This is a genomic window from Halobacillus mangrovi, assembly GCF_002097535.1.
GTDB classification, from domain to species: domain Bacteria; phylum Bacillota; class Bacilli; order Bacillales; family Halobacillaceae; genus Halobacillus; species Halobacillus mangrovi_A.
Genome location: NZ_CP020772.1, coordinates 1,439,857 through 1,462,172 on the forward strand (window position 1 = coordinate 1,439,857; position 22,316 = coordinate 1,462,172).

Annotated in this window: 20 protein-coding genes and 1 other RNA gene; 12 read left to right on the plus strand and 9 right to left on the minus strand. The window is 42.2% G+C overall.

The features are described 5' to 3' along the window. The first annotated feature begins 16 nt into the window (after positions 1 to 16). The 7 genes from gap (at position 17) to HM131_RS06940 (ending at position 7,264) form a co-directional block, all read left to right on the plus strand. The gene (gap, locus tag HM131_RS06910) at positions 17 to 1,024 is read left to right on the plus strand and encodes a type I glyceraldehyde-3-phosphate dehydrogenase (RefSeq protein WP_085029059.1); all 1,008 of its coding nucleotides are present in this window, start codon (positions 17 to 19) and stop codon (positions 1,022 to 1,024) included. A gap of 177 nt (positions 1,025 to 1,201) precedes the next feature. Then, a complete protein-coding gene (locus HM131_RS06915; protein ID WP_085029060.1) occupies positions 1,202 to 2,383 on the plus strand; it encodes a phosphoglycerate kinase in 1,182 nt (393 codons plus the stop codon). A 21-nt stretch (positions 2,384 to 2,404) separates the two neighbouring features. Next, positions 2,405 to 3,166 carry a triose-phosphate isomerase gene (tpiA, locus tag HM131_RS06920; RefSeq protein WP_085029061.1) on the plus strand — a complete coding sequence of 254 codons (762 nt, stop codon included), beginning with the start codon at positions 2,405 to 2,407 and terminating at the stop codon, positions 3,164 to 3,166. Then, a complete protein-coding gene (gene gpmI, locus HM131_RS06925) occupies positions 3,159 to 4,697 on the plus strand; it encodes a 2,3-bisphosphoglycerate-independent phosphoglycerate mutase (RefSeq protein WP_085029062.1) in 1,539 nt (512 codons plus the stop codon). The genes tpiA and gpmI overlap by 8 nt, the downstream gene beginning before the upstream one ends. Positions 4,698 to 4,711: 14 nt before the next feature. Then, positions 4,712 to 5,998 (plus strand): phosphopyruvate hydratase, encoded by a 1,287-nt coding sequence (gene eno, locus HM131_RS06930; RefSeq protein ID WP_085029063.1) that lies wholly within the window; start codon positions 4,712 to 4,714, stop codon positions 5,996 to 5,998. A 92-nt stretch (positions 5,999 to 6,090) separates the two neighbouring features. Then, complete coding sequence (locus tag HM131_RS06935; protein WP_085029064.1) at positions 6,091 to 6,669, plus strand: YdcF family protein; 579 nt, start codon at positions 6,091 to 6,093, stop codon at positions 6,667 to 6,669. Positions 6,670 to 6,682: 13 nt separating this feature from the next. Continuing rightward, the gene (locus HM131_RS06940; RefSeq protein ID WP_085029065.1) at positions 6,683 to 7,264 is read left to right on the plus strand and encodes a nitroreductase family protein; all 582 of its coding nucleotides are present in this window, start codon (positions 6,683 to 6,685) and stop codon (positions 7,262 to 7,264) included. 261 nt (positions 7,265 to 7,525) lie between these two features. Here the strand turns inward: HM131_RS06940 and ytzI are convergent, their stop codons facing one another. From ytzI to HM131_RS06970, 6 genes are all read right to left on the minus strand, one after another. Next, complete coding sequence (gene ytzI / locus HM131_RS06945; protein WP_085029066.1) at positions 7,526 to 7,690, minus strand: YtzI protein; 165 nt, start codon at positions 7,688 to 7,690, stop codon at positions 7,526 to 7,528. Between the two features lie 95 nt (positions 7,691 to 7,785). After that, positions 7,786 to 9,498, minus strand: coding sequence for a phosphoenolpyruvate--protein phosphotransferase (gene ptsP / locus HM131_RS06950; RefSeq protein WP_085029067.1), 1,713 nt, complete (start codon positions 9,496 to 9,498; stop codon positions 7,786 to 7,788). A gap of 4 nt (positions 9,499 to 9,502) precedes the next feature. After that, positions 9,503 to 9,769 carry a phosphocarrier protein HPr gene (locus HM131_RS06955; protein WP_035543352.1) on the minus strand — a complete coding sequence of 89 codons (267 nt, stop codon included), beginning with the start codon at positions 9,767 to 9,769 and terminating at the stop codon, positions 9,503 to 9,505. A 55-nt stretch (positions 9,770 to 9,824) separates the two neighbouring features. Beyond that, entirely contained in the window at positions 9,825 to 11,729 is a 1,905-nt protein-coding gene (locus HM131_RS06960; RefSeq protein ID WP_085029068.1) for a PTS fructose transporter subunit IIABC, read from the minus strand. Further along, positions 11,726 to 12,658, minus strand: coding sequence for a 1-phosphofructokinase (gene pfkB, locus HM131_RS06965; RefSeq protein ID WP_085029069.1), 933 nt, complete (start codon positions 12,656 to 12,658; stop codon positions 11,726 to 11,728). The genes HM131_RS06960 and pfkB overlap by 4 nt, the downstream gene beginning before the upstream one ends. Next, positions 12,655 to 13,404 carry a DeoR/GlpR family DNA-binding transcription regulator gene (locus HM131_RS06970; RefSeq protein ID WP_085029070.1) on the minus strand — a complete coding sequence of 250 codons (750 nt, stop codon included), beginning with the start codon at positions 13,402 to 13,404 and terminating at the stop codon, positions 12,655 to 12,657. The genes pfkB and HM131_RS06970 overlap by 4 nt, the downstream gene beginning before the upstream one ends. A gap of 462 nt (positions 13,405 to 13,866) precedes the next feature. Between HM131_RS06970 and secG the strand changes: the two genes are divergently transcribed. From secG to rnr, 3 genes are all read left to right on the plus strand, one after another. Further along, positions 13,867 to 14,100 carry a preprotein translocase subunit SecG gene (secG, locus tag HM131_RS06975; protein ID WP_085029071.1) on the plus strand — a complete coding sequence of 78 codons (234 nt, stop codon included), beginning with the start codon at positions 13,867 to 13,869 and terminating at the stop codon, positions 14,098 to 14,100. Positions 14,101 to 14,970: 870 nt separating this feature from the next. Beyond that, positions 14,971 to 15,714, plus strand: coding sequence for an alpha/beta hydrolase (locus tag HM131_RS06980; RefSeq protein WP_085029072.1), 744 nt, complete (start codon positions 14,971 to 14,973; stop codon positions 15,712 to 15,714). Positions 15,715 to 15,754: 40 nt separating this feature from the next. Continuing rightward, the gene (rnr, locus tag HM131_RS06985; RefSeq protein ID WP_085029073.1) at positions 15,755 to 18,043 is read left to right on the plus strand and encodes a ribonuclease R; all 2,289 of its coding nucleotides are present in this window, start codon (positions 15,755 to 15,757) and stop codon (positions 18,041 to 18,043) included. Positions 18,044 to 18,075: 32 nt separating this feature from the next. Here rnr and HM131_RS06990 read toward each other — a convergent pair whose 3' ends face one another. Then, the gene (locus HM131_RS06990; protein WP_085029074.1) at positions 18,076 to 18,495 is read right to left on the minus strand and encodes a Thoeris anti-defense Tad2 family protein; all 420 of its coding nucleotides are present in this window, start codon (positions 18,493 to 18,495) and stop codon (positions 18,076 to 18,078) included. 113 nt (positions 18,496 to 18,608) lie between these two features. Then, entirely contained in the window at positions 18,609 to 19,478 is an 870-nt protein-coding gene (locus HM131_RS06995) for a GNAT family N-acetyltransferase (RefSeq protein ID WP_085029075.1), read from the minus strand. 156 nt (positions 19,479 to 19,634) lie between these two features. On the opposite strand from HM131_RS06995, the gene smpB reads away from it, so the two are divergent. Beyond that, positions 19,635 to 20,099: an SsrA-binding protein SmpB gene (gene smpB / locus HM131_RS07000; protein WP_085029076.1), complete on the plus strand. Its 465-nt coding sequence runs from the start codon at positions 19,635 to 19,637 to the stop codon at positions 20,097 to 20,099. Positions 20,100 to 20,201: 102 nt separating this feature from the next. Further along, positions 20,202 to 20,564, plus strand: a transfer-messenger RNA (tmRNA) gene (ssrA, locus tag HM131_RS07005). A gap of 268 nt (positions 20,565 to 20,832) precedes the next feature. On the opposite strand, the gene HM131_RS07010 is transcribed toward ssrA, so the two are convergent. Next, entirely contained in the window at positions 20,833 to 22,299 is a 1,467-nt protein-coding gene (locus tag HM131_RS07010) for a NarK family nitrate/nitrite MFS transporter (RefSeq protein ID WP_085029077.1), read from the minus strand. Positions 22,300 to 22,316: the final 17 nt, after the last annotated feature.

Genomic DNA, 22,316 nt, shown 5'->3' on the forward strand with positions numbered 1-22,316 from the left:
TAAGGAGGAATTTTACATGACTGTAAGAATTGGTATTAACGGTTTTGGACGTATCGGACGTAACGTTTTCCGCGCTTCATTGAAAAATAACGATGTTGAGGTAGTAGCGGTAAACGACTTGACTGATGCGAACATGCTAGCACACTTGCTTCAATACGATACTGTTCATGGCACTCTTTCTGAAGAAGTGACAACGAACGGTGACAACCTAATCGTAGGCGGCAAAGAAATCAAAGTACTTTCTGAAAAAGATCCAGCTCAACTTGGTTGGGGAGATCTTGGTGTTGATATCGTTATCGAATCAACAGGTCGTTTCACACAACGTGACGATGCGAAGAAACACTTGGATGCAGGTGCGAAGAAAGTAATTATCTCTGCACCAGCGAAGCAAGAAGATCTTACAGTCGTAATGGGTGTAAACGAAGATCAATACGACAAAGATTCTCACCACGTGATTTCTAACGCTTCTTGTACAACGAACTGCTTGGCACCATATGCTAAAGTACTTGATGATAAATTCGGTCTTAAACGCGGTATGATGACAACTGTTCACTCTTACACGAACGATCAGCAAATTCTTGATCTTCCACACAAAGATTATCGTCGTGCTCGTGCAGCTGCTCAAAACATCATCCCTACAACAACTGGTGCTGCTCAAGCGGTTGCGAAAGTACTTCCACAACTTGATGGCAAGCTTAGCGGAATGGCTATGCGTGTACCAACTCAAAACGTATCAATCGTAGACTTCGTTGCAGAACTTGAGAAAGATGTTACTGCAGAAGAAGTGAACGAAGCGCTTAAAGCAGAAGCAGAAGGTAACCTTAAAGGAATCCTTGGCTACAGTGATGAGCCGCTTGTTTCTTCAGACTACAATGGAAACACGCACTCTTCTATTATCGACGGTCTATCTACTCTTACTCTTGAAAACAACATGGTTAAAGTTGTTTCCTGGTATGACAATGAGTTCGGTTACTCCAACCGTTGTGTAGATCTTGCTGTTTATCTTAAAAACCAAGGACTATAATAAATAAAAGTTCGGTAGCAATCGAGCTAGATTGATAAAGGAGGGGGTCTCATGTCCTCCTCCTTTATCCATGTTTTCATGGTTCCTGCTTCTGGGCGTTTTCACTGACAGAATCAGTGGAAACGTACATATGGGCAGGCGATGAACCTGACCACAAACCAAGGAGGTTGTCTTTTCATGAATAAGAAAACAATTCGTGATGTTGAAGTTAAAGGACAAACTGTTTTTTGCCGTGTAGACTTTAACGTTCCAATGAGTGGAGAAGAAGTAACAGATGACACGAGAATCAAGGCAGCACTTCCGACAATCAAGCATTTGACCGGAAATGGCGCAAAAGTTATTCTTGCCAGTCACCTTGGACGTCCAAAAGGTGAAGTCGTTGAAGAGCTTCGTTTGGATCCCGTAGCCAAGCGCTTGAGCGACTTGCTTGGGCAAACCGTTACGAAAACAGATGAAGTTTATGGAGACGAAGTGAACAAGGCTTTATCTGAAATGGAAGATGGAGATGTATTGTTGATTGAAAACGTACGCTTCCACCCAGGTGAAGAAAAGAATGATGCTGAATTGGCAAAAGCATTTGCAGATATGGCAGATCTTTATGTCAATGACGCTTTCGGTGCAGCTCACCGCGCCCACGCTTCAACAGCAGGAGTAGCTGAACACTTGCCGGCTGTAGCTGGTTTCCTTATGGAAAAAGAAATTAACGTGCTCAGCAATGCTCTTTCTAATCCGGAGCGCCCATTCACGGCGATTATCGGTGGAGCAAAAGTAAAAGACAAAATCGGGGTAATCGACAACCTCATCGATAAGGTAGATCACTTAATCATCGGTGGAGGGCTTGCCTACACCTTTGTAAAAGCGCAAGGTCATGAAATCGGTAAATCTTTATTAGAGGAAGATAAGATTGACTTGGCGAATGAATATATGAAAAAGGCTGAAGAAAAAGGCGTGAAATTCCATATGCCTGAAGATGTTATCGTTGCAGATGATTTCTCTGATTCAGCTAACACTAGAGAAGTAGCCATTGACAGTATCCCTGGCGATTGGGAAGCCCTGGATATCGGGCCAAAAACGAGAGAGAAATACGCAGAAATCATCAAAGAGTCCAAGCTTGTCATATGGAATGGACCGATGGGCGTATTCGAACTTGAAACGTTTGCCAACGGCACAAAAGCTGTCGCAAATGCACTCGCTGAGACCGAAGGTTATAGCGTGATTGGCGGCGGTGACTCCGCAGCAGCAGTTGAGAAGTTCGGTTTTGCCGATGACATGGATCACGTTTCAACGGGAGGCGGCGCATCCTTGGAGTTCATGGAAGGAAAAGAACTTCCAGGAGTCGCTCTACTCAACGATAAATAATTAAGGAGAGGTGAAGTTGACATGCGTAAACAAGTAATTGCAGGAAACTGGAAGATGAATAAAACTCACCGCGAAGCGGAAGATTTTATTCAAACAGCTAAAAATGAAGTTCCATCTGCAGATCAAGTGGAATCTGTTGTATGTGCTCCGTTCCCATTTCTTCAAAAGCTAGTGGAAGAAACGGAAGGTACAAACCTTGAAATCGGTGCGCAAAACATGCATTTTGAAGAAAGCGGCGCGTTTACTGGCGAAGTGAGCCCAGTTATGCTGAAAGAGCTAGGTGTTAAGTATGTTGTTCTTGGCCACTCCGAGCGCCGTGAGATTTTCAAAGAAACAGATGAAGACGTCAACAAGAAGGTTCATGCTGCTTTCAAACATGGCTTGACTCCGATTATCTGTGTAGGTGAATCTCTTGAACAGCGTGAAGCTGATCAAACGATGGATCATGTAGAGTCTCAAGTAAAGAAAGCACTTGAAGGTCTAACAAATGAGCAGTGTGCTCAAACGATCATCGCTTATGAACCTATCTGGGCAATTGGTACAGGCCGTACAGCTACAGCAGAACAAGCGAATGAAGTATGTACGCATATCCGTGAAGTAGTAAGTAACTTTGTTAATGCTGATGCAGCAGATGCTGTACGTATTCAGTATGGAGGAAGTGTAAAACCGGCGAACGTTGATGAGCTTCTTTCCCAGTCCGATATTGACGGTGCCCTTGTAGGTGGAGCGAGCTTAGAAGCAGACTCTTTCCTAAAACTAGTGGAGGCAGGTAAGCATGAGTAAGCAAAACTTAGCCGCTTTAATTATTCTTGATGGCTATGCCATTCGTGAAGAAGAGTATGGCAATGCTGTCAAACAAGCTAACACCCCTAACTTTGATCGTTATTGGAGCCAGTTTCCTCATTCTCAGCTAATGGCTTGCGGAGAAGCTGTCGGTCTTCCAGAGGGTCAAATGGGAAACTCGGAAGTTGGTCACTTAAACATTGGTGCAGGACGAGTTGTTTATCAAAGTTTGACTCGTATCAACTTGTCGGTACGTGAAGGCGACTTCTTCGAGAATGAAGTTCTGTTAAATGCTGTTCGTCAAGCGAAGCAAAAAAATAAAGCGCTGCATGTATTTGGGCTTCTCTCTGATGGTGGTATTCACAGCCACATCAATCACATGTTTGCCACCCTTGAGCTTGCGAAAAAAGAAGGTCTGGATAAAGTGTATGTTCATGCTTTCCTAGACGGACGTGATGTAGGTCAGCAGTCTGCGAAAACTTATATCAAGCAAACTCAAGATAAGATTGAAGAAATCGGTGTCGGTCAGCTGGCTACCATCGCTGGACGTTACTATGCCATGGACCGTGACAATCGATGGGATCGTGTGAAAAAAGCTTATGACGCGATTGCTTATGGAAAAGGCACGACTTATAAAGATCCGATTCAAGCGATTGACGATTCTTACAAAAATGAAGTGTATGACGAATTCGTTGAGCCTGTCGTTTTGACAGATGAAAAGGATCAACCTATCGGCAAGGTAGAAGATGAAGACTCTATCGTATTCTTCAACTTCAGACCTGACCGAGCGATTCAAATTTCCCGTACGTTCGCGAATGATGATTTTGAGGATTTTGATCGTGGAGATCAAGCTCCTAGGAATATTCATTTTGTCGGTATGACTCAGTACAGCGATGCAGTAAACAGCAAAGTGGCCTTTCCGCCGAACGATTTGAAAAACACGGTTGGAGAAGTTCTTGCTAATAACGGTATGAAACAGCTGCGTATCGCAGAAACTGAAAAATATCCTCACGTCACATTCTTTATGAGTGGGGGACGGGAAGAAGAGTTCGATGGAGAAGAGCGCATCTTGATCGATTCACCGAAAGTTGCCACTTACGATCTTAAGCCTGAAATGAGTGCTTATGAAGTCACGGACGCTTTACTTGGTGAATTGGATGCGGAGAAACACAATGCGATCATCCTGAACTTCGCAAACCCTGATATGGTTGGACACTCAGGAATGCTTGAGCCTACCATCAAGGCGATTGAGGCTGTAGATGAATGCTTAGGCAAGATCGTTGATAAGATTCATGAAAAAGGCGGTCACGCCATCATTACAGCAGACCATGGGAACTCTGACGAGGTGACGACCCCAGACGGAGATGCTATGACTGCTCATACGACAAATCCAGTGCCTGTGATTGTTACAAAAGAAGGCGTAGAATTACGTGATGGAGGAATCCTTGGAGACCTATCACCAACTCTGCTTGAACTTCTGAATGTAGATCAGCCAGAAGAAATGACTGGAAAAACACTAATCAAAAAATAAGGGAGAGATATTAAATGCCATATATTACAGACGTTTATGCACGTGAAGTCCTGGACTCTCGTGGTAACCCAACTGTCGAAGTTGAAATTTATACGGAATCTGGAGCATTCGGTACTGCACTTGTACCAAGTGGTGCTTCCACAGGTGAATACGAAGCAGTAGAACTACGTGACGGTGACAAAGACCGCTACCTTGGTAAAGGTGTAGAGAAAGCTGTAGAGAATGTAAATGAAAAAATCGCTCCAAAACTACTTGGCATGGATGTTACTCAGCAAGTGATCATCGATCAACTAATGATGGACCTTGATGGTACAGAAAACAAAGGAAACCTAGGTGCGAACGCAATTCTTGGTGTCTCCATGGCTTGCGCGCATGCAGCAGCTGACGTTGTAGGTCTTCCTCTTTACAAATACCTTGGAGGTTTCACTGCATCTACTCTTCCAACTCCAATGATGAATATCCTTAATGGAGGAGAGCACGCAGATAATAACGTGGACATCCAAGAATTCATGATTATGCCTGTTGGCGCTCCAACATTCAAAGAAGCACTTCGTATGGGTGCCGAAATTTTCCACTCTCTTAAAAAAGTGCTTAAGAATAAAGGCTACAACACGGGTGTTGGTGATGAAGGTGGATTCGCACCAAACCTCCAGTCTAACGAAGAAGCACTTTCTACGATCATTGAAGCGATCGAAGAAGCTGGCTACAAGCCAAACGAAGAAGTTAAGCTTGCGATGGACGTAGCTTCTTCTGAAATTTATGAAGACGGCAAGTACAACCTCAAAGGTGAAGGTGTTGTGCGTTCTTCTGAAGAAATGGTTGACTGGTACGAAGAGCTAGTTAACAAATATCCAATCATCTCGATTGAAGATGGTCTTGATGAAAACGATTGGGAAGGTACAAAGCTTCTTACTGACCGCATCGGTGACCGTGTTCAATTAGTAGGAGACGACTTGTTCGTAACGAACACTGAGAAACTGGGCCGTGCGATTGAGCAAGGTGTTGGAAACTCTATCCTGATTAAAGTGAACCAAATCGGTACACTTACAGAAACATTCCAGGCAATCGAAATGGCGAAGCGCGCCGGATATACAGCTGTCATTTCCCACCGTTCTGGGGAAACAGAAGATGCGACAATTGCTGATATCGCTGTTGCAACAAACTCTGGTCAAATCAAGACTGGTGCTCCGTCCCGTACGGACCGTGTTGCGAAGTACAACCAGCTTCTTCGTATTGAAGACGAGCTGTTTGGAACTGCAGAATATGCAGGCGAAAAAGCATTCTACAACCTGAATAAATAAAATTTATGTTACAAGCCTCTCTGAATGTTCAGAGAGGCTTTTTTCTATGGTAAAATGGTGTATAGACAACAAGGAGTAGGAGAAACAGAAACATGAAACGAATACTACGATTTGTACTAATTATTGCAGTAGCCTATGGCCTCTATACAGCCTATAGTTTATGGACTTATGGGGAAGAAGAGGATATTCCAAAAGCTGATGCAGCCATTGTGCTTGGGGCCGCTCAGTGGAACGGAAAGCCAAGTCCAGTGTTTAAAGGACGTCTTAAGCAAGGCATAGAGCTATATAAGCAAGGCAAAGTGAACTACCTGGTGTTCACAGGCGGTGTGAGTAAGAACGCTGCTTCATCGGAGGCTGAGGTAGGAAAAATGTACGCCTTAGATCAAGGAGTACCTATAGAAGATATTTTAATTGAGGACAAATCCCTTGTGACAGAAGATAATCTGGTCAATGCTCAAGAAGTAGCAAAAGGACAAGGCATTGATTCTTACCTTCTAGTAAGTGATCAGTTTCATCTGAAAAGAGCCGTAGGTGTAGCTCGAAGTAAGGGGATGGATGTCACAGGCGTACCCACGAAGTATTCCGCATACGAATCTTTAGAAACAAAACTTCCATTTTTTTTGCGAGAGTGGGCCTATTTAATGGGGTACCAGCTAACCAGGTTGTTTTAAAGGAGGTGGGCAGTTGCATTTGGAAGAAGCCATTGTACAACGCCGGTCGATTCACGATTTTAAAGAAAAGATCATCAGCCAATCCAGTCTGAAAGATGTTTTTGCTAAAGCTACTTGGGCGCCCACCCATCGTATGAAACAGCCATGGAACATCATCATGTTACAAGAGAATGGGAAAGAAGACTACGCTGAGCTCGTTTTAGAGAGCTACGAACGACAAGGATTTTTCTCAAACGATGAAAAAGCTGAAAAAATGAAAGATGGGATAAGGAAGTTCCTGAATAAAATTCCTCATCATGCACTCGTATATATGGAAAAAGATGAGGACTTTCATAAATATGAGGAAGATTATGCTGCGGTTTGTGCGTACATTCAAAATGTCCAATTGCTCTCGTGGGAAAAAGGGATTGGAGTTTTATGGATGACGAGTCCATACCTTGATGATCCATTATTCGCTGAAGCGTTAGGCATTGAGTCTTCCAGCTATAAGCTTGTGGCTGTATTGCAGATGGGGTATCCACGGCAAATACCAAAACCAAAGTTAAGAGTTCCTATTGATGATAAATACGAATTAAGAGATGATCCTTTTATATAACGCTTTTGGCGTTGTATGAATCATTGTAGAGAAAAAAGTCAGGCAAACGGTTCGCTTTCCTTGTGCGCACAGTGAACCTCCGCGGTCTTAGCAAGTATGATCATCCTGGAGGAGCATCATCGTTTCCTGGAACTCTTTGTTGAGTTAAGTAAATGGTAAGTCAATGCTCTTATCTATAACACTTTTTGGTGAAATGATCATTACGCTTTTTTATGGATACTAAACAAGGTAAAAGAAAAAGCTGACGTCTATTTGATGACGTCAGCTTTTATTATGGTTGTTTCTAATATCGTTATCATCTAATTCATCCGGATGCGGATCCACTGTATGTTTGTAGTCATACCCTTTGGAAACAGCAAAACCGAACATGGCAGCAATTCCTAAAACAATGGCAATACATACAATCATGATGATCGTAAATGTCATGTTAACACTTCGCTTTCTTTGCAAAAACGTTGCAAGAGAGTATGAATTCTCTACACACGTCTTATTGTGCCACAAGAATTTTAGGATGACTACAATTATTGGGTCTTTTCTTTAATGAATTCAACAACTTCCTCAGCTGTACCTTTAGAAAGGATTTCTTCTTTATAAGAAGCAAGCTCCTTCTTAGAAAGGTTTCTAATTTGCGTACGTGCAGGAAGAATAGATGTAGCACTCATGCTGAATTCATCAAGGCCTAGACCGAGCAGAATTGGTATGGCGATTTCATCTCCAGCCATTTCTCCGCACATTCCAGCCCATTTACCTTCTGCATGTGCAGCCTCAATAACATTGTTAATTAAGTTTAGGATGGCTGGATTATAAGGCTGATACAAGTATGAAACTCGTTCATTCATACGGTCTGCAGCCATTGTGTATTGAATAAGGTCATTGGTTCCGATACTGAAGAAGTCCACTTCTTTGGCAAACTGTCGAGCGATGACTGCAGTAGCAGGGATTTCAACCATCATTCCGACTTCAATATCTTCTGCCACTTCTTTGCCTTCATTGGTCAGCTTTTCTCTCTCTTCCTCAAGAATTGCTTTCGCCTGGCGGAACTCCTCAAGCGTTGCAATCATTGGGAACATAATCTTCAGATTGCCGTGTACGCTTGCACGTAAAAGGGCGCGCAGCTGAACACGGAAGATATCATCACGTTCTAAGCAGAGACGAATCGCGCGATACCCTAAAAACGGGTTCATTTCATCTGGAAGGTCAAGATAATCAAGTTCCTTATCTCCGCCGATGTCCAGTGTACGAACGACTACAGGGTTGTCTCCCATTTGTTTCAGCACAGAAGAGTACGCATCGTATTGTTCTTCTTCTGTCGGAAGTTGACTTTTACCCATATAAAGGAACTCAGTACGGTAAAGACCAACGCCTTCACCACCGTTGTTTAGAACACCTTCTACATCATCAGGAGTTCCAATGTTAGCTACAAGCTCAACATGATCACCTTCTGAGGTAACGGTAGGTTCGTCTTTTAGCTTAGCCCATTCTTGTTTTTGCTTTTCAAAATCGACTTGCTTCTGTTTGTATGTTTCAACTTGCTCATCAGTAGGATCAACAATAACGTCTCCATTAATCCCATCGACGATGATCATGACATCCTTCTCTGCTTGAGAAGTGATATTCTTTGTTCCAACGACAGCTGGAATCTCAAGAGACCGAGCCATGATTGCCGAGTGGGAGGTACGTCCGCCAATATCAGTAGTGAACCCTTTGACGTATTGCTTGTTCAACTGAGCTGTATCAGAAGGAGTCAAGTCGTCAGCAACGATGACCACTTCTTCATTGATTAAGGCAGGATCAGGGAACGTAACGTTTAATAGGTGGGCCATGACACGCTTTGTTACGTCCTGGATATCTGCTGCGCGTTCACGCATGTATTCATTATCCATGTTTTTGAACATATCAATGAACATATTGGCTGTCTCGTGAAGGGCAGCTTCTGCATTCACGTTTTCAGCTTTTATTTTATCTTCAATAGGCTGAATAAGTTCAGGGTCACTAAGCACAAGCAGGTGAGCAGAAAAGATTTCAGCATGCTCATCTCCCAGGGATTTCTTCGTGTGCTCTTTAATTTTTTCCAATTCAGACTTCGATGTTTCAAGGGCCTCATGCAGGCGTTTTACCTCGTGGTCTGGCTGGTCAATTTTGTCTTTACTGAATGTGAGGTCTGGAGTTTCCAGACGGTACACCTTCGCAATGGCAATACCGCTGGAAGCTGCAATACCTTGAAGCTGTGTCATTCGTTTACTCCCCCAAGCTTTCGTTCTTCATAGTTGTCGCTAAGTGATCGATCGCTTCTTGCTCGTCACTTCCTTCAGCAGTAATCTTCACTTCTGCTCCAGAAGGGATTCCCAGGCTCATGATACCCATGATGGATTTCAGGTTAACAGCCTTTTCTTTATAATGTAAGTTGATATCTGACTCGTACTTTCCTGCATTTTGTACAAGTACAGTTGCCGGGCGTGCGTGTACACCATCTGAGGATGTAATTGTAAATGTTTTTTCTACCATTATGATTCCTCCTAAAAAAAGTATATATTTTTTGGATTACCCTAACTTTATTATTTTAAGCCTTTTTAAGGTCTTTTTTCAAGAATCCTACCACAATTGCTCCAAGAATTGAGCCTGCGGCAATTGCGACGAGATAAAGAACAATCTGCATGAATCCACCTTCTACCAGTGGTGCCACAATTATCCCTCCGTGAGGGGCACGTAGTCCGATACCAAATAACATCGTCAGCATTCCTGCAAGAGCGCTTCCTGCGACCATAGAAGGAATGACACGTGCAGGGTCAGCTGCGGCAAATGGAATCGCTCCCTCTGTGATAAAGAATGCGCCTAACGGATAAGCGGCTTTACCTGTTTCGCGTTCTTGTTTTGTAAATTTATTTTTAAAGAAAGTAGTTGCAAGTCCCATTGCAAGTGGTGGAACCATACCACCGGCCATAGCTGCTGCAATAAAGGTGTAGTTATTCGCTTCAAGAGCAGCGATTCCGAATGTGTAGGCTGCTTTGTTTACAGGTCCCCCCATATCGACAGCCATCATACCGCCTACTATGAGTCCTAATAGAGCTAAGTTTGTCCCGCTCATGCTGTCAAGCAAATCAAACAACCAAGTGTAAACACTTGTTAGTGCAGGATTGATGAGTAACATGATCATTCCTGTTGCGAAAATCGATAGAACTGGATAGAAGAGAACTGTCTTCAATCCATCTAAAACAGCAGGAAGTCCTTCAAGAGCTTTCTTAACGCCTAACGTAATATAACCTGCTAAGAAACCGGCAATCAAACCGCCTAAGAAACCTGATCCGTTTCCAGCACCTTCCGCTGAGGTTTGCGTAATTGCAATAAGACCTCCGACCATACCAGGGGCAAAACCAGGTCGATCTGCAATGCTGGACGCAATGAAACCAGCCAGTACAGGAACAAGTAAGAAGAAGGCGTTGGCTCCGCCAATTGTACTTAACATTTCAGCAAAGCGGTTATATTCTCCACTGTCAGGGTTAGCAGAATTAATTCCCCAGAAGAACGATATTGCTATGAGGATACCGCCTCCAACGACAAATGGAAGCATGTTAGAAACACCATTCATTAAGTGTTTATAAATACCGGAACGTTGGCCTTTTTCTTCAGATCCTACAGCTGATTTGCTGCTGCCGCCACCTTGATAGGTTGGTGCATCTTTGTTTACAGCTTTTTCAATCAAATCTCTTGGTTCGTGGATTGCTTTGGCTACGGGGACTTCAATAACCGGTTTTCCGTGGAAGCCTTCCATATCGACTTTTGTATCAGCGGCTACGATGATCGCATCAGCTTCAGCAATGTCTTCTTTCGTTAGACGATTTTTCACTCCGCCAGAACCGTTCGTTTGTACTTTAATATTGACGCCCATTTCTTGTGCTGTGGCTTTCAATTTATCGGCAGCCATAAACGTGTGAGCAATCCCGGTTGGACAAGCCGTAACAGCAAGAATCTTACTTTCGGCACCGCTGTCTGTCTCTTCTTCTCCTTCTTCCTCGGCTTCTTTAGCGTTAATTGCCTCGATGACATCATCTTCCGTTTTTGCTTCTTCCAATTTGTTACGGAAGTTATTGTCCATTAGAAAGGATGAAAGACGTGACAACGTTTCTAAGTGAGCGTTGTTCGCACCTTCAGAAGCTGCAATCATAAAGAACAAGTTTGTTGGCTCTCCATCAAGCGATTCATAATCCAAGCCTTCTTGAGACCGCCCAAACACAATAGCTGGTTCTTTGACGGCTCCAGTTTTAGCATGCGGAATCGCAATGCCTTCTCCAATCCCGGTTGTACTTTGCTGTTCACGGGCTTCTATGGCCTGTTTAAATTCATCGCGGTCATTTAATTTACCGGCCTGGTCCAACTTCCCAATCAACTCATCGATCGCTGCAGGTTTGGATGAAGCGGACATGTTTAACAAAATCGTGTCTTTTGTGAGTAAGTCTGTAATTCTCATTGATTAATTCCCTCCTCATTAATTGAAGAAATGGCAATCTCATTTAATAAGTTTTCTACGTCATCTCTTTCACATAAGTCATCATTAAAGGCTGTTGCACTGCCAGCGGCTACGCCATAACGAAAGGCTTCTTCGACAGACTCTCCTTTATGAAGCGCAGCGATAAACCCAGAAACAAGAGAGTCACCTGCACCTACAGAATTCTTTACTTTACCTTTAGGAACATTAGCTACAAGACGTTTATTTTCTCCAACATAAACGGCACCTGCTCCCCCCATAGATATGACCACATGTTTTACGCCTTCATCTAGAAGTTTTGCTGCATAATGGGCAGCTTTGTCGATCGAATCCACGTTTGTTGAGAAAAGTTCCCCAAGTTCATGATGATTCGGCTTAAGAAAGAAAAGCGGGTGACCAATCAAGTTCTTCAGGGCATCTCCGGATGTATCTGCAACAAACTTCGTTCCATTTTTGTAGCAAATGTCAGCAATCGTATTATAAAAGTCCGAAGGAAGAGAGGATGGAACACTGCCTGCGAGCACAAGCGTATCTTCTTCTGTGAGTGAACGAACCTGTTCAAGCAGCTTTTGCTGGTGATTCTCAGTTAAATTTGGCCCAGGTCCGTTAATTTCCGTTTCATTGGAACTTTTCAGTTTTACATTTACTCGAGTAGTCTGGCCTGTATCAACAAACTGATGGCTTACGTTTTCCTTTGACAAAAAGTTTTTTACAAATTCCCCCGTGAAACCGCCGATAAAGCCCAGAGCAGCTGTATCTACGCCTAATCTTGACATTACGCGAGAGACATTAATTCCTTTACCCCCAGGATAATAAAAGGTTTGATGAGCTCGGTTTAAACCAGCGGCTTCGAATTCATGTACGCTCATTACGTAATCAATCGAAGGGTTCAATGTACACGAATAGATCATGCTGTCACAACCTTTATATTTGTTTTTTCTTTATAGTGTGTAAGTAAGCTGCCTTGATAGTTCGTTAAGATGTCTGCCTGATCGAGATTTCCGAACTTACAAAAAGCGACTTCATCAAATTTTGAATGATCAGCGAGAATATACCGCTGTTTAGATAAAGACAATGTCATTTGTTTGACCGCGGCTTCTTCTGTGTCAGGGGTCGTATAACCACCTTCCAACGATATTCCGTTCGTCCCCATAAAGCATTGATCGAAACGATATTGCTGGAGATTAGTGAGTGCGCCTGCACCGACAACGGCTCTGGTACGGTGTTTCACATACCCGCCCAATACATAAGTTTTGATTTGGTATTCGTTCAAAGCATCCAGATGATTTAATCCGTTCGTAACTACCGTGATATCATTAGCTTTTAAAAAAGGAATCATTTCGTATGTCGTTGATCCAGCATCAATGAAGACACAATCTCCATCATGAATTAAAGAAGCTGCATAGCGGGCGATCGCGATCTTTTCCTCATGGTGTTTAGTAGTTTTCTCTCCTAAGGTTGGTTCATCACTCGTTGAGCTTCTTAATGAAGCCCCACCATGCACACGACGAATTTGTCCTTCTTTCTCCAATTGATCTAAGTCTCTACGTATCGTTGATTCTGATGCGCCAGTCTGATCTACTAATTCCTTCAATTTAACGGTGTGGTGCTTTTTGATTGTTTTTAAGATGATCTGATGTCGCTCGGGAGTCAGCAAGGAGCTCACACCTCCTTTTTTTCTTATCTTATTTACTATAATAAGGTAAGCCCTTACATAAATCAACCATAAACCATCAAAAACATTCATAAACAATCATAAATCAATCAGAAACGTTCGCGAAATAGCCATCCTTATGGGAGGATGGCTATTATCGGATATGAAAGTAGTTTTTGTTGACTTTACCACTCTATGTACTTTTGACCACTAGTAAGGTTGAAAATTTCGATCGAATAAGGAGGTCTGTGAAGCAAATCGACAAACGACTTTAGCTGAGTCAACTAAATTTAATTCAATGTCATATTCATTATTCTTTAAATGGTATTTGTGTATGAATTGTAATGTATTTTCATTTTAAAAAAATGAGTGGTATATCTTTGTTTGAATTATCTTGATGGACGTGGGCTTTTATGCTACATTTAATCTAGTCATTTGTACGTCTTTAGGAGGTGTTGGCACATCATGGAAACACTTGCAATCACATTACTAACCATTGATACAATAGCTTTAATCGTATTGGTTCTACTTCAATCTGGTAAAAGTGCCGGTCTTTCAGGAGCGATTTCTGGAGGGGCTGAACAATTATTTGGTAAACAAAAGGCTCGTGGTATAGATGCTGTACTGCACAAAGCGACCATCGTAACCGGTGTTCTTTTCTTTGTATTGGCATTCTTGACAGGCTATGTTATTGGATAAAGTTAATAATAATTCGAACTAGAAACCGCGCTAATGAAACAGCGCGGTTTTTCTTTTAAGCTTTATTTAACCTAAGTTGAAAAGCAGCCAAAATAATGGATGTTCATTCTTCAATAACTTGAATCTTAGCTTCGAGACTTTCTTGAGTCCGTTACGTTATAGGAGTTAGGGATGGCGGGGAAACGACTCGCTTTCCTGCGGGGGAACTGGCAAGCCTCCTCAGTCGCTGTGCTCCTTGTGGGGTCTTGCCTAGCCCCTTCTCCCGCGGAAGTCTCGCCGTTTCCCCGCCAACCCATCCTTTTTTTGTCATAAACGGACTCATTTAATCCCAGCAAGAGTATTTAGTAACTGAAGGCGATATCAAATGAGAGTTAGAGATCATTATCTACAGTAATAAAGCCTGTCAGTAAATAGTTTGCGGCTTATCTTCAATAGGAAAATGAAGATATTAAGCATCATTCACCTCTAAGGCGTTTCCGTTATTCAAAACAGTTGAAAGGAGGTCCGGGAAATGGCGAGACTCCTGTGGGAATAAAGTTCATGGTGAGATCCCGCAAGGCAAAAAGCCTGAGGAAGCTCACCGAACTCCCACGGAAAGCGAGCCATTTCCCGGACCTCCACATTCCATCTATGGTAACGGAAACACAGATTACCTCGAAATCAAGCCTTTCACTATTCTGCTATATAGTTGTATAAAAACTTCCACAACAACTATAGAACTTGAGGTGATAAATTGCCTTTGATGAAGGATAATGGGACTACTATTCTTAATAAATGTCACTTGAGCTTGATTTTGGTAAAATAGAAAACGTTGCAAAAAAGAATGAAATATTCAAATAAGGAAATAGATGAAGTAAGGAGAGAAATGTTATGAAGATTAAACAACCTCAGCCATTTACGTTTGAGGAAGGAGAACGTGCGGTATTATTATTACATGGATTTACTGGTCACTCTGCTGATGTAAGGATGCTCGGACGCTTTCTTCAAAAGCACGGCTACACAACACATGCGCCGATTTATCGCGGTCACGGCAAGGAATTAGAAGCACTTATTGATGCGCGCCCTGAAGAATGGTGGGCGGATGTGAAAGAGGCTTTGAATCATTTGAGAGAGCTTGGCTATGAAAAGATTGCTGTAGCAGGTCTGTCCTTAGGTGGAGTGTTAGGGTTAAAGCTTGCTTATTCTGAACCGATTAAAGGGCTTGTTACGATGTGTGCACCGATGTTTTTTGATAATGAAAAACAACTGACACAAGGGTTCGAATTTAAGGCTCGGCAGTATAAGCAGCTGGAAGGAAAAGATAAAGAAACGATTGATCAAGAGGTTGAAGAAATGCTTGGTGAATCAGAGGAAATGTTTAAAGAACTAGGTAAATTAATTACTTCCGTTCATGACGACGTCGACCAAATTTATACACCTACGTTTGTCGTCCAAGCAGAAAAAGATGAAATGATTAATACCGAAAGCGCAAACTATATTTACGAACAAGTTGAAGCAGACAAAAAAGACATTAAATGGTACAAAAACTCTGGACATGTCATTACGATGGACAAAGAAAAAGAACAACTTCATGAAGATATACTTGAATTTCTTGAATCATTAGACTGGTCATGATCCTAGAGTCTTGTCCTTCATTTAAGAGGAGGTAAGGCATATGAGTACAGATTTGAAACAGAAAATTTTAAACTTTTTTAAAGAAACTGCATCAAAGCCATTATCCGTACAAGAATTAGAAGAAACCTTGGAACTCGATAATGCCGATGAGTTTAAGATCCTCATGAAAACTCTGAATGAATTAGAAGAAGAAGGAGAGTTAGTCCGGACAAGGAAGAACCGATTTGGACTACCAGAAAGAATGAATTTAATTCGGGGACGCATCCAAATGCACGCCAAAGGGTTTGCGTTTTTAATTCCTGACGAAGAAGGAAAGGATGACGTATACTTACATCATTCTGATCTGAATTCGGCCATGAACAATGACAAGGTGCTAGTCCGAATTGAAAAAAGGGATGAGGAAGGTCACCGACCTGAAGGAACAGTCATCCGTATTTTGGAACGTGCAACGACAAGGGTCGTTGGTACTTACGAATCAAGCAGAAACTTTGGTTTTGTCATAGCGGACGATAAGCGTATACCGAATGACATTTTCATCCCTAAAGGTCAGACGAATGGAGCAGTGGATGGTCATAAGGTTATCGTAAACATAACGAAATTCCCTGAGGAGCGCATGAGTGCAGAAGGGGAAATCGTAGAGATCCTGGGTCACAAGAACGATCCTGGCATCGATATTATTTCCATCATCTATAAGCACGGGATTAAAGTAGATTTTCCTGATGAAGTACTTGAGCAGGCAGCAAATACCCCAGACCAGATCAGCGAAGATGAAATTAAGAATCGCCGTGATCTTCGAGATGAGACCATCGTTACCATCGATGGCGCTGATGCCAAAGACCTCGATGATGCGGTCACAGTGAAAAAACTTGGGAACGGGAACTATAAACTCGGTGTTCATATTGCCGATGTTTCCTATTATGTGAAAGAAAATTCTCCAATAGACAAAGAGGCCAGAGAGCGTGCGACAAGTGTTTACTTAGTGGACCGGGTCATTCCAATGATTCCGCACCGATTATCGAACGGCATCTGTTCATTGAATCCGCAAGTTGATCGCTTGACGCTTTCTTGTGAAATGGAAATCAATAAGAGCGGTGACGTAGTAGGTCACGAGATTTTTCAAAGTGTCATCAAAACAAATGAAAGGATGACGTATAAAGACGTCAACAGTATTCTTGAAGATGAAGACGAAGAGCTGATGGAAAAGTATAAAGAGCTTGTCCCGATGTTTCAGGAAATGGCTGGCTTGGCCCAGACATTGCGTAAGAAGCGTATGAAACGTGGGGCGATCGATTTTGACTTCAAAGAGGCTGGAGTTGTCGTTGATGAAGAAGGGAAAGCGGTCGATGTTAAGCTTCGTGAACGTTCTGTAGCGGAACGTCTAATTGAAGAATTTATGCTTGCCGCCAACGAAACGGTCGCAGAGCATTTTCATTGGATGGACGTACCCTTCATTCATCGTATCCACCAGGATCCAGATGAAGAAAAGCTTCAAAATTTCTTTGAATTTGTTGCCAACATGGGCTATGTAGTGAAGGGTACGGCAGACAGTGTGCACCCTCAGGCCTTACAAAAAGTGCTGGAGGAAGTAAAAGGTACTCAGGAAGATATGATTATCTCGAAGCTTATGCTTCGTTCCATGCAGCAGGCGAAGTATGATCCTCAAAGCCTTGGTCACTTCGGTCTTGCTACGGACTTTTATACTCACTTCACTTCGCCGATCCGCCGCTATCCAGACTTGATTGTACATCGCCTTATCCGTACGTATCTTGTTGAAGACAAGCTGGATTATAATACGCGTAAACACTGGAAGGATCAGATGCCAGAGATCGCGCGTCATTCTTCGGAAATGGAACGTGCTGCAGTAGATGCAGAACGGGAGACCGATGACCTGAAGAAAGCTGAATTCATGCAGGATAAAATCGGTGAAGAATTCGAAGGAGTCATAAGCTCCATTACAAGCTTCGGTATGTTCGTTGAGCTGCCAAATACTGTGGAAGGACTTGTTCACGTCAGTACGCTTACGGACGACTATTACCACTTTCACGAGAAGCAGTTTGCCATGATCGGAGAACGCACAGGGAATGTTTTTCGAATTGGGGATGAAGTGACGATTCGAGTGACAAATGTCAATCTAGATGAGAGAGTTGTCGATTTTGAAATTGACGGAATGAAGCCTAGAAAAGAACGAAAACGTCCTGAACGTCCCAAGCAAATAAAAACGGACCGCTCGCCAAAGAAAAAAGAGAAGAAGAAAAACAAGCAAAAAGGAAATAAACCTTTTTATCGAAACAAAGGCGTTCCTAAAAAAGGGCGTAAGAAGAAAAAATAAAGAAAACGCGCGGATCAATTCCGCGCGTTTCTTTATGCACTAAGTGCCTTCTTCACTTGTGCTACATCCTGTTGGTTCAAAAATACTTCCGAGCGATTGATATCCACATCCACATAACAAGACCACTTATTTAACTCGTCCTCATCAATTTGGGCGTTGTTTACGACAACTCCATTTTGTTCGGAACATATTTGATAAGTGACGAACAACTTATCTTTCATCAATTCGTGATCATGGGTAACGGAAACAACTGTCCAACGATCTTTATCTACTTCAATCCAGTCTTCTGCCAGCGTATCTTCAATGGTCGGCTGGTAGACTGCTGGCTCATTATGATCAAAATATCGAATGCGGCCTTTATCATCTTTTATAATATATCCTTCGAATGACCAGTCTTTACGTTTCAAAGCAAATCCTTTATTCAGCTTTTCAGCTGCTGTCAAAAAGTTCATAGTCACTTTTCCTTTCTTGCAATAAAGTATTACAGAGAGGATTTTATTAATTCATAAAGCCCTTGTCAATCCTTTTTTCTTCTATTAATAGAAAAAGTAAAATGTAAGCGAAATCAATGTCTATCTTTCCAAAATTCATATAATATCCACGGGTCTTGAACTTTATACGGAGATAGATCTGGAATGTTGTCAAACCCTTGGTGGGAAAAATCAATCCAGCAGCCTACATTAGACGGGTTCTGTTTCCAGTGATCAAGAACCGTTTCAAAAAAGCCTGGTTGTTCATAATGGTCGTTCCAAAAATATTTGACGTGAGAATACTCATATTTTTTTATGTCATTCTTAATAATGACAAACCTTGTCCCATCTTTATTTTTATAGAATGTCGAATTATTTAGATAATCATCTATAAATAAAGCAGGATCATATGGAAGAGGGTAGTAACATTCGTAAGGAAATACTCCGAGTTTATTTTTCTTTAGTGAAAGAAGTAATTCTCGTTTCTCAGTCACATCATTCCTTTTCTCCCATACACTTCCTGGGGTGTTTCCTGTTAGCAATTGAGGCTGGTCCAAGGTTAAATAATAGAGCGCAGGACTTTGGTGAAAATCCAGTTTCTCAAATACGCGGCGAGCAGGTATATTGCCAACTTGAGTGTTGGCACCTATCCAGGATACTTCAGATCGGTTTTGCAGATGTCTTAGTATAGGTTTTAGAAGCTCAGTCGCATACCCCTTTTTCAAATAGCGACGATCACTGCGTAAACGTCCAAGCATGGCGAACTTATTTCCGCCAAATAAGCTGTACCCTCCAACAGCCAGCATTTGCTTGTCTTGAAAAAGACCAAAAAGTTCATGATCTTCCGATTTAATTAAACGATCGAATATCCGAATAACGTAATCATCTTCGATACCTGTATCCATAGCCTCAAGGGCAGAGTTATCATTTAAACGAAGGGGTCTTACAGCTATCGCTTGTTCCATGTCATCGATCTCCTTTGATAAACGTTTGCAGGGCTATATTCTCACATGTCCTGGTCATAAGTCCACGAATAATAATTGGGGTTAAAAGTGGCTATAGATTGGAAACGAAGGGCACTTTTGATACAATATAGGTTACGCAACAGAGGAGGAAATCGTATGCCAAGAGGACATGGAAAAACCATTGCACAAAACAAAAAAGCAAGGCATGACTTTTCCATTGAAGAGACATTCGAAGCTGGTATTGTTCTGCAAGGGACTGAAATTAAATCGATCCGTAATGGACGAATTAATCTGAAGGACAGCTTCGCTCGTGTAAATAATGGAGAAGTTTTTCTGCATAATATGCACATTTCACCATATGAACAAGGAAATATCTACAATCATGATCCGACTCGTGCACGTAAGCTGCTACTGCACCGCAAAGAGATTAATCAGTTGATTGGTCAAACCCAACAAAAAGGGTATTCGCTTGTACCTTTGAAAGTGTACATCAAAAATGGCGTAGCTAAAGTGTTGCTCGGTGTCGGCCGCGGTAAGAAGAAATATGATAAACGTGAAGACCTGAAGCGTAAGCAGCAAAAACGCGAAATTGACCGAGCTATCAAAGACAGCCTGCACTAGGAGGCTGGGGCTTGAAAAAAAATATATTTCTGCTATAATAATAATTGTCGCTTAAACGTGACAAGGCAAAAGAGCTTGAATCTTTATCCTTTTAATCCTAACGGGGACGTTACGGATTCGACGGGGATAGGTCGAGCTCGGGTTGCGAGTCGAGGTGACGTCTCGTAAAACGTCATTTGCCTAAATATAACTGGCGAATCTAACGAAAACCTAGCTGTAGCTGCGTAAGTAGTCTATAGCTGATCCTTCCTGGTATCGCCCATGTGCTAGATGAAGGGTCTCAAAATGAAGTGGGCTACGCGTTTTTCCACCGCCTGAGGAAAAACGAAGAGACTAATCAGGCTAGCTTCTCGGAAGCCTGTCGGTAGGTCGAAGAGAAAGCGAAATATAATATACCGACTACGCTTGTAGAAGCCCGAGTGCCGATATCTCCGGACGTGGGTTCGACTCCCACCGTCTCCACCAATACATATATTGGTGGTTTTTTTATGTTCATTTTTAATAAGTTATACCTTGTCTATCTTGGAAGGGATTAAATCACGCCGCTCTTGCGGAAAAGAGATCTTCCTGAAAAATATATGAAGCTGAGCCTCCTTTATGGGATGGCTCAGCTTTTTTTGTTGGCTTAATCCTTATTGATATTGTGAAAGCAATATTTATAATAAGTTTTGAATTTTTGGTGTACAAGGGAAGTTGTTAGATTGTTTAAGATAAAAGCCCATCAGTTTCGACTTTATACAGCAACTTCCTCTTTGGATTTATCAGATTTCTCAGCTTTACTTTTCTCTTTGTTCATTTCTTTAGAAGCACCTGGTTCTTCTAAGAACCAGCAGGCGAGAAAACAGAAAAAAGCTGAGCCTGCGATAAACATGAAAAAGAGAGAAGGATTTAAAAACCCGAGAACTGCAAGAAATAAGACTGCTCCGACATTTCCATAAGCCCCAACCATTCCCGCTACCTGACCAGTTACTCTTTTCTTTACGAGAGGAACCATTGAAAATACGGCTCCTTCCCCTGCTTGTACAAAAAAGGAACAGGTCATTGTTAATGCAATAGCTGCAAATATTGGCCAGCTTGCCTCGATTTGAGCCATGCCGATATAGGCTCCAGATAAACAAACTAAAAGGATCAAGAGAGTTTTCTTGCGTCCAAATTTATCACTCAGCCATCCTCCTCCAGGACGTGCGACAAGATTCATGAAAGCAAACGAACTCGCGACCATTCCCGCTTGGGCAATACTCATACTGAAGATCTCTTCGAAAAACATCGGTAGCATGGAAATTACAGCTAATTCAGAACCAAACGTAATAGCATAAGCGAAATCCAATATCGCTACTTGTTTGAATGAATATTGCTCTTCTCTTGGTACACCAGCCTTTAAATGCTTGCGGTTAACGCTCCATATTTTGTAGACGTTATACAAATAGGTAAGTGCGAGGATGATGTATATAATTCCAGCGGCTGTTGTTGGAATAAGGGATGTAAGGCTTAACTGCCAAGTGATTAACGCAAGAGCCGCATATAAAGGAATAGACATAAGGATAAGCCCGAACATGCTTCTGTAAGTTGTGACTTCCATGGCACCATTTCGTTTTGGGCGTAGAAATTGCTTTCCAGGAGGTGTATTTTCTACAGATCTATAATAAAAAATGGCATAAACAATACATAAGACGCCAGTTAAGGCTATTGCGTAACGCCATCCGTTCTCTCCCCCAATCAAAAGTGCGATGGATGGAAGGGTGAACGCAGCAGCTGCTGATCCGAAATTTCCCCAACCCCCGTATACCCCTTCAGCAAGTCCTAGCTGGTGAGGAGGAAACCACTCCGATACCATCCGAATTCCAATAACAAAGCCTGCTCCAACAACAGAAAGAAAGGCACGGGCAATAAATAGCTGCCAAAATGAATCTGCTAAAGCGAACCAAAAGCAAGGAATACTGATGATTAACAATAATGTGGTGTACACGTTTTTTGGACCAAACCGATCAACTAGCATACCGATCACAATCCTTGCTGGGATTGTGAGGGCAACATTGATCGAAAGCAATATACCGATTTCTTCTGTTGTCAGCTGCAGCGAATCACGGATTGTTGATACGAATGGTGCCATGTTAAACCATACAAAGAAACTTAAAAAGAATGCGAACGTCGTCAAAAACAAAATCTTCTTATTACCTTTGTACATCTTTTCTTCTCCCATAACCAAGCCTCCATACA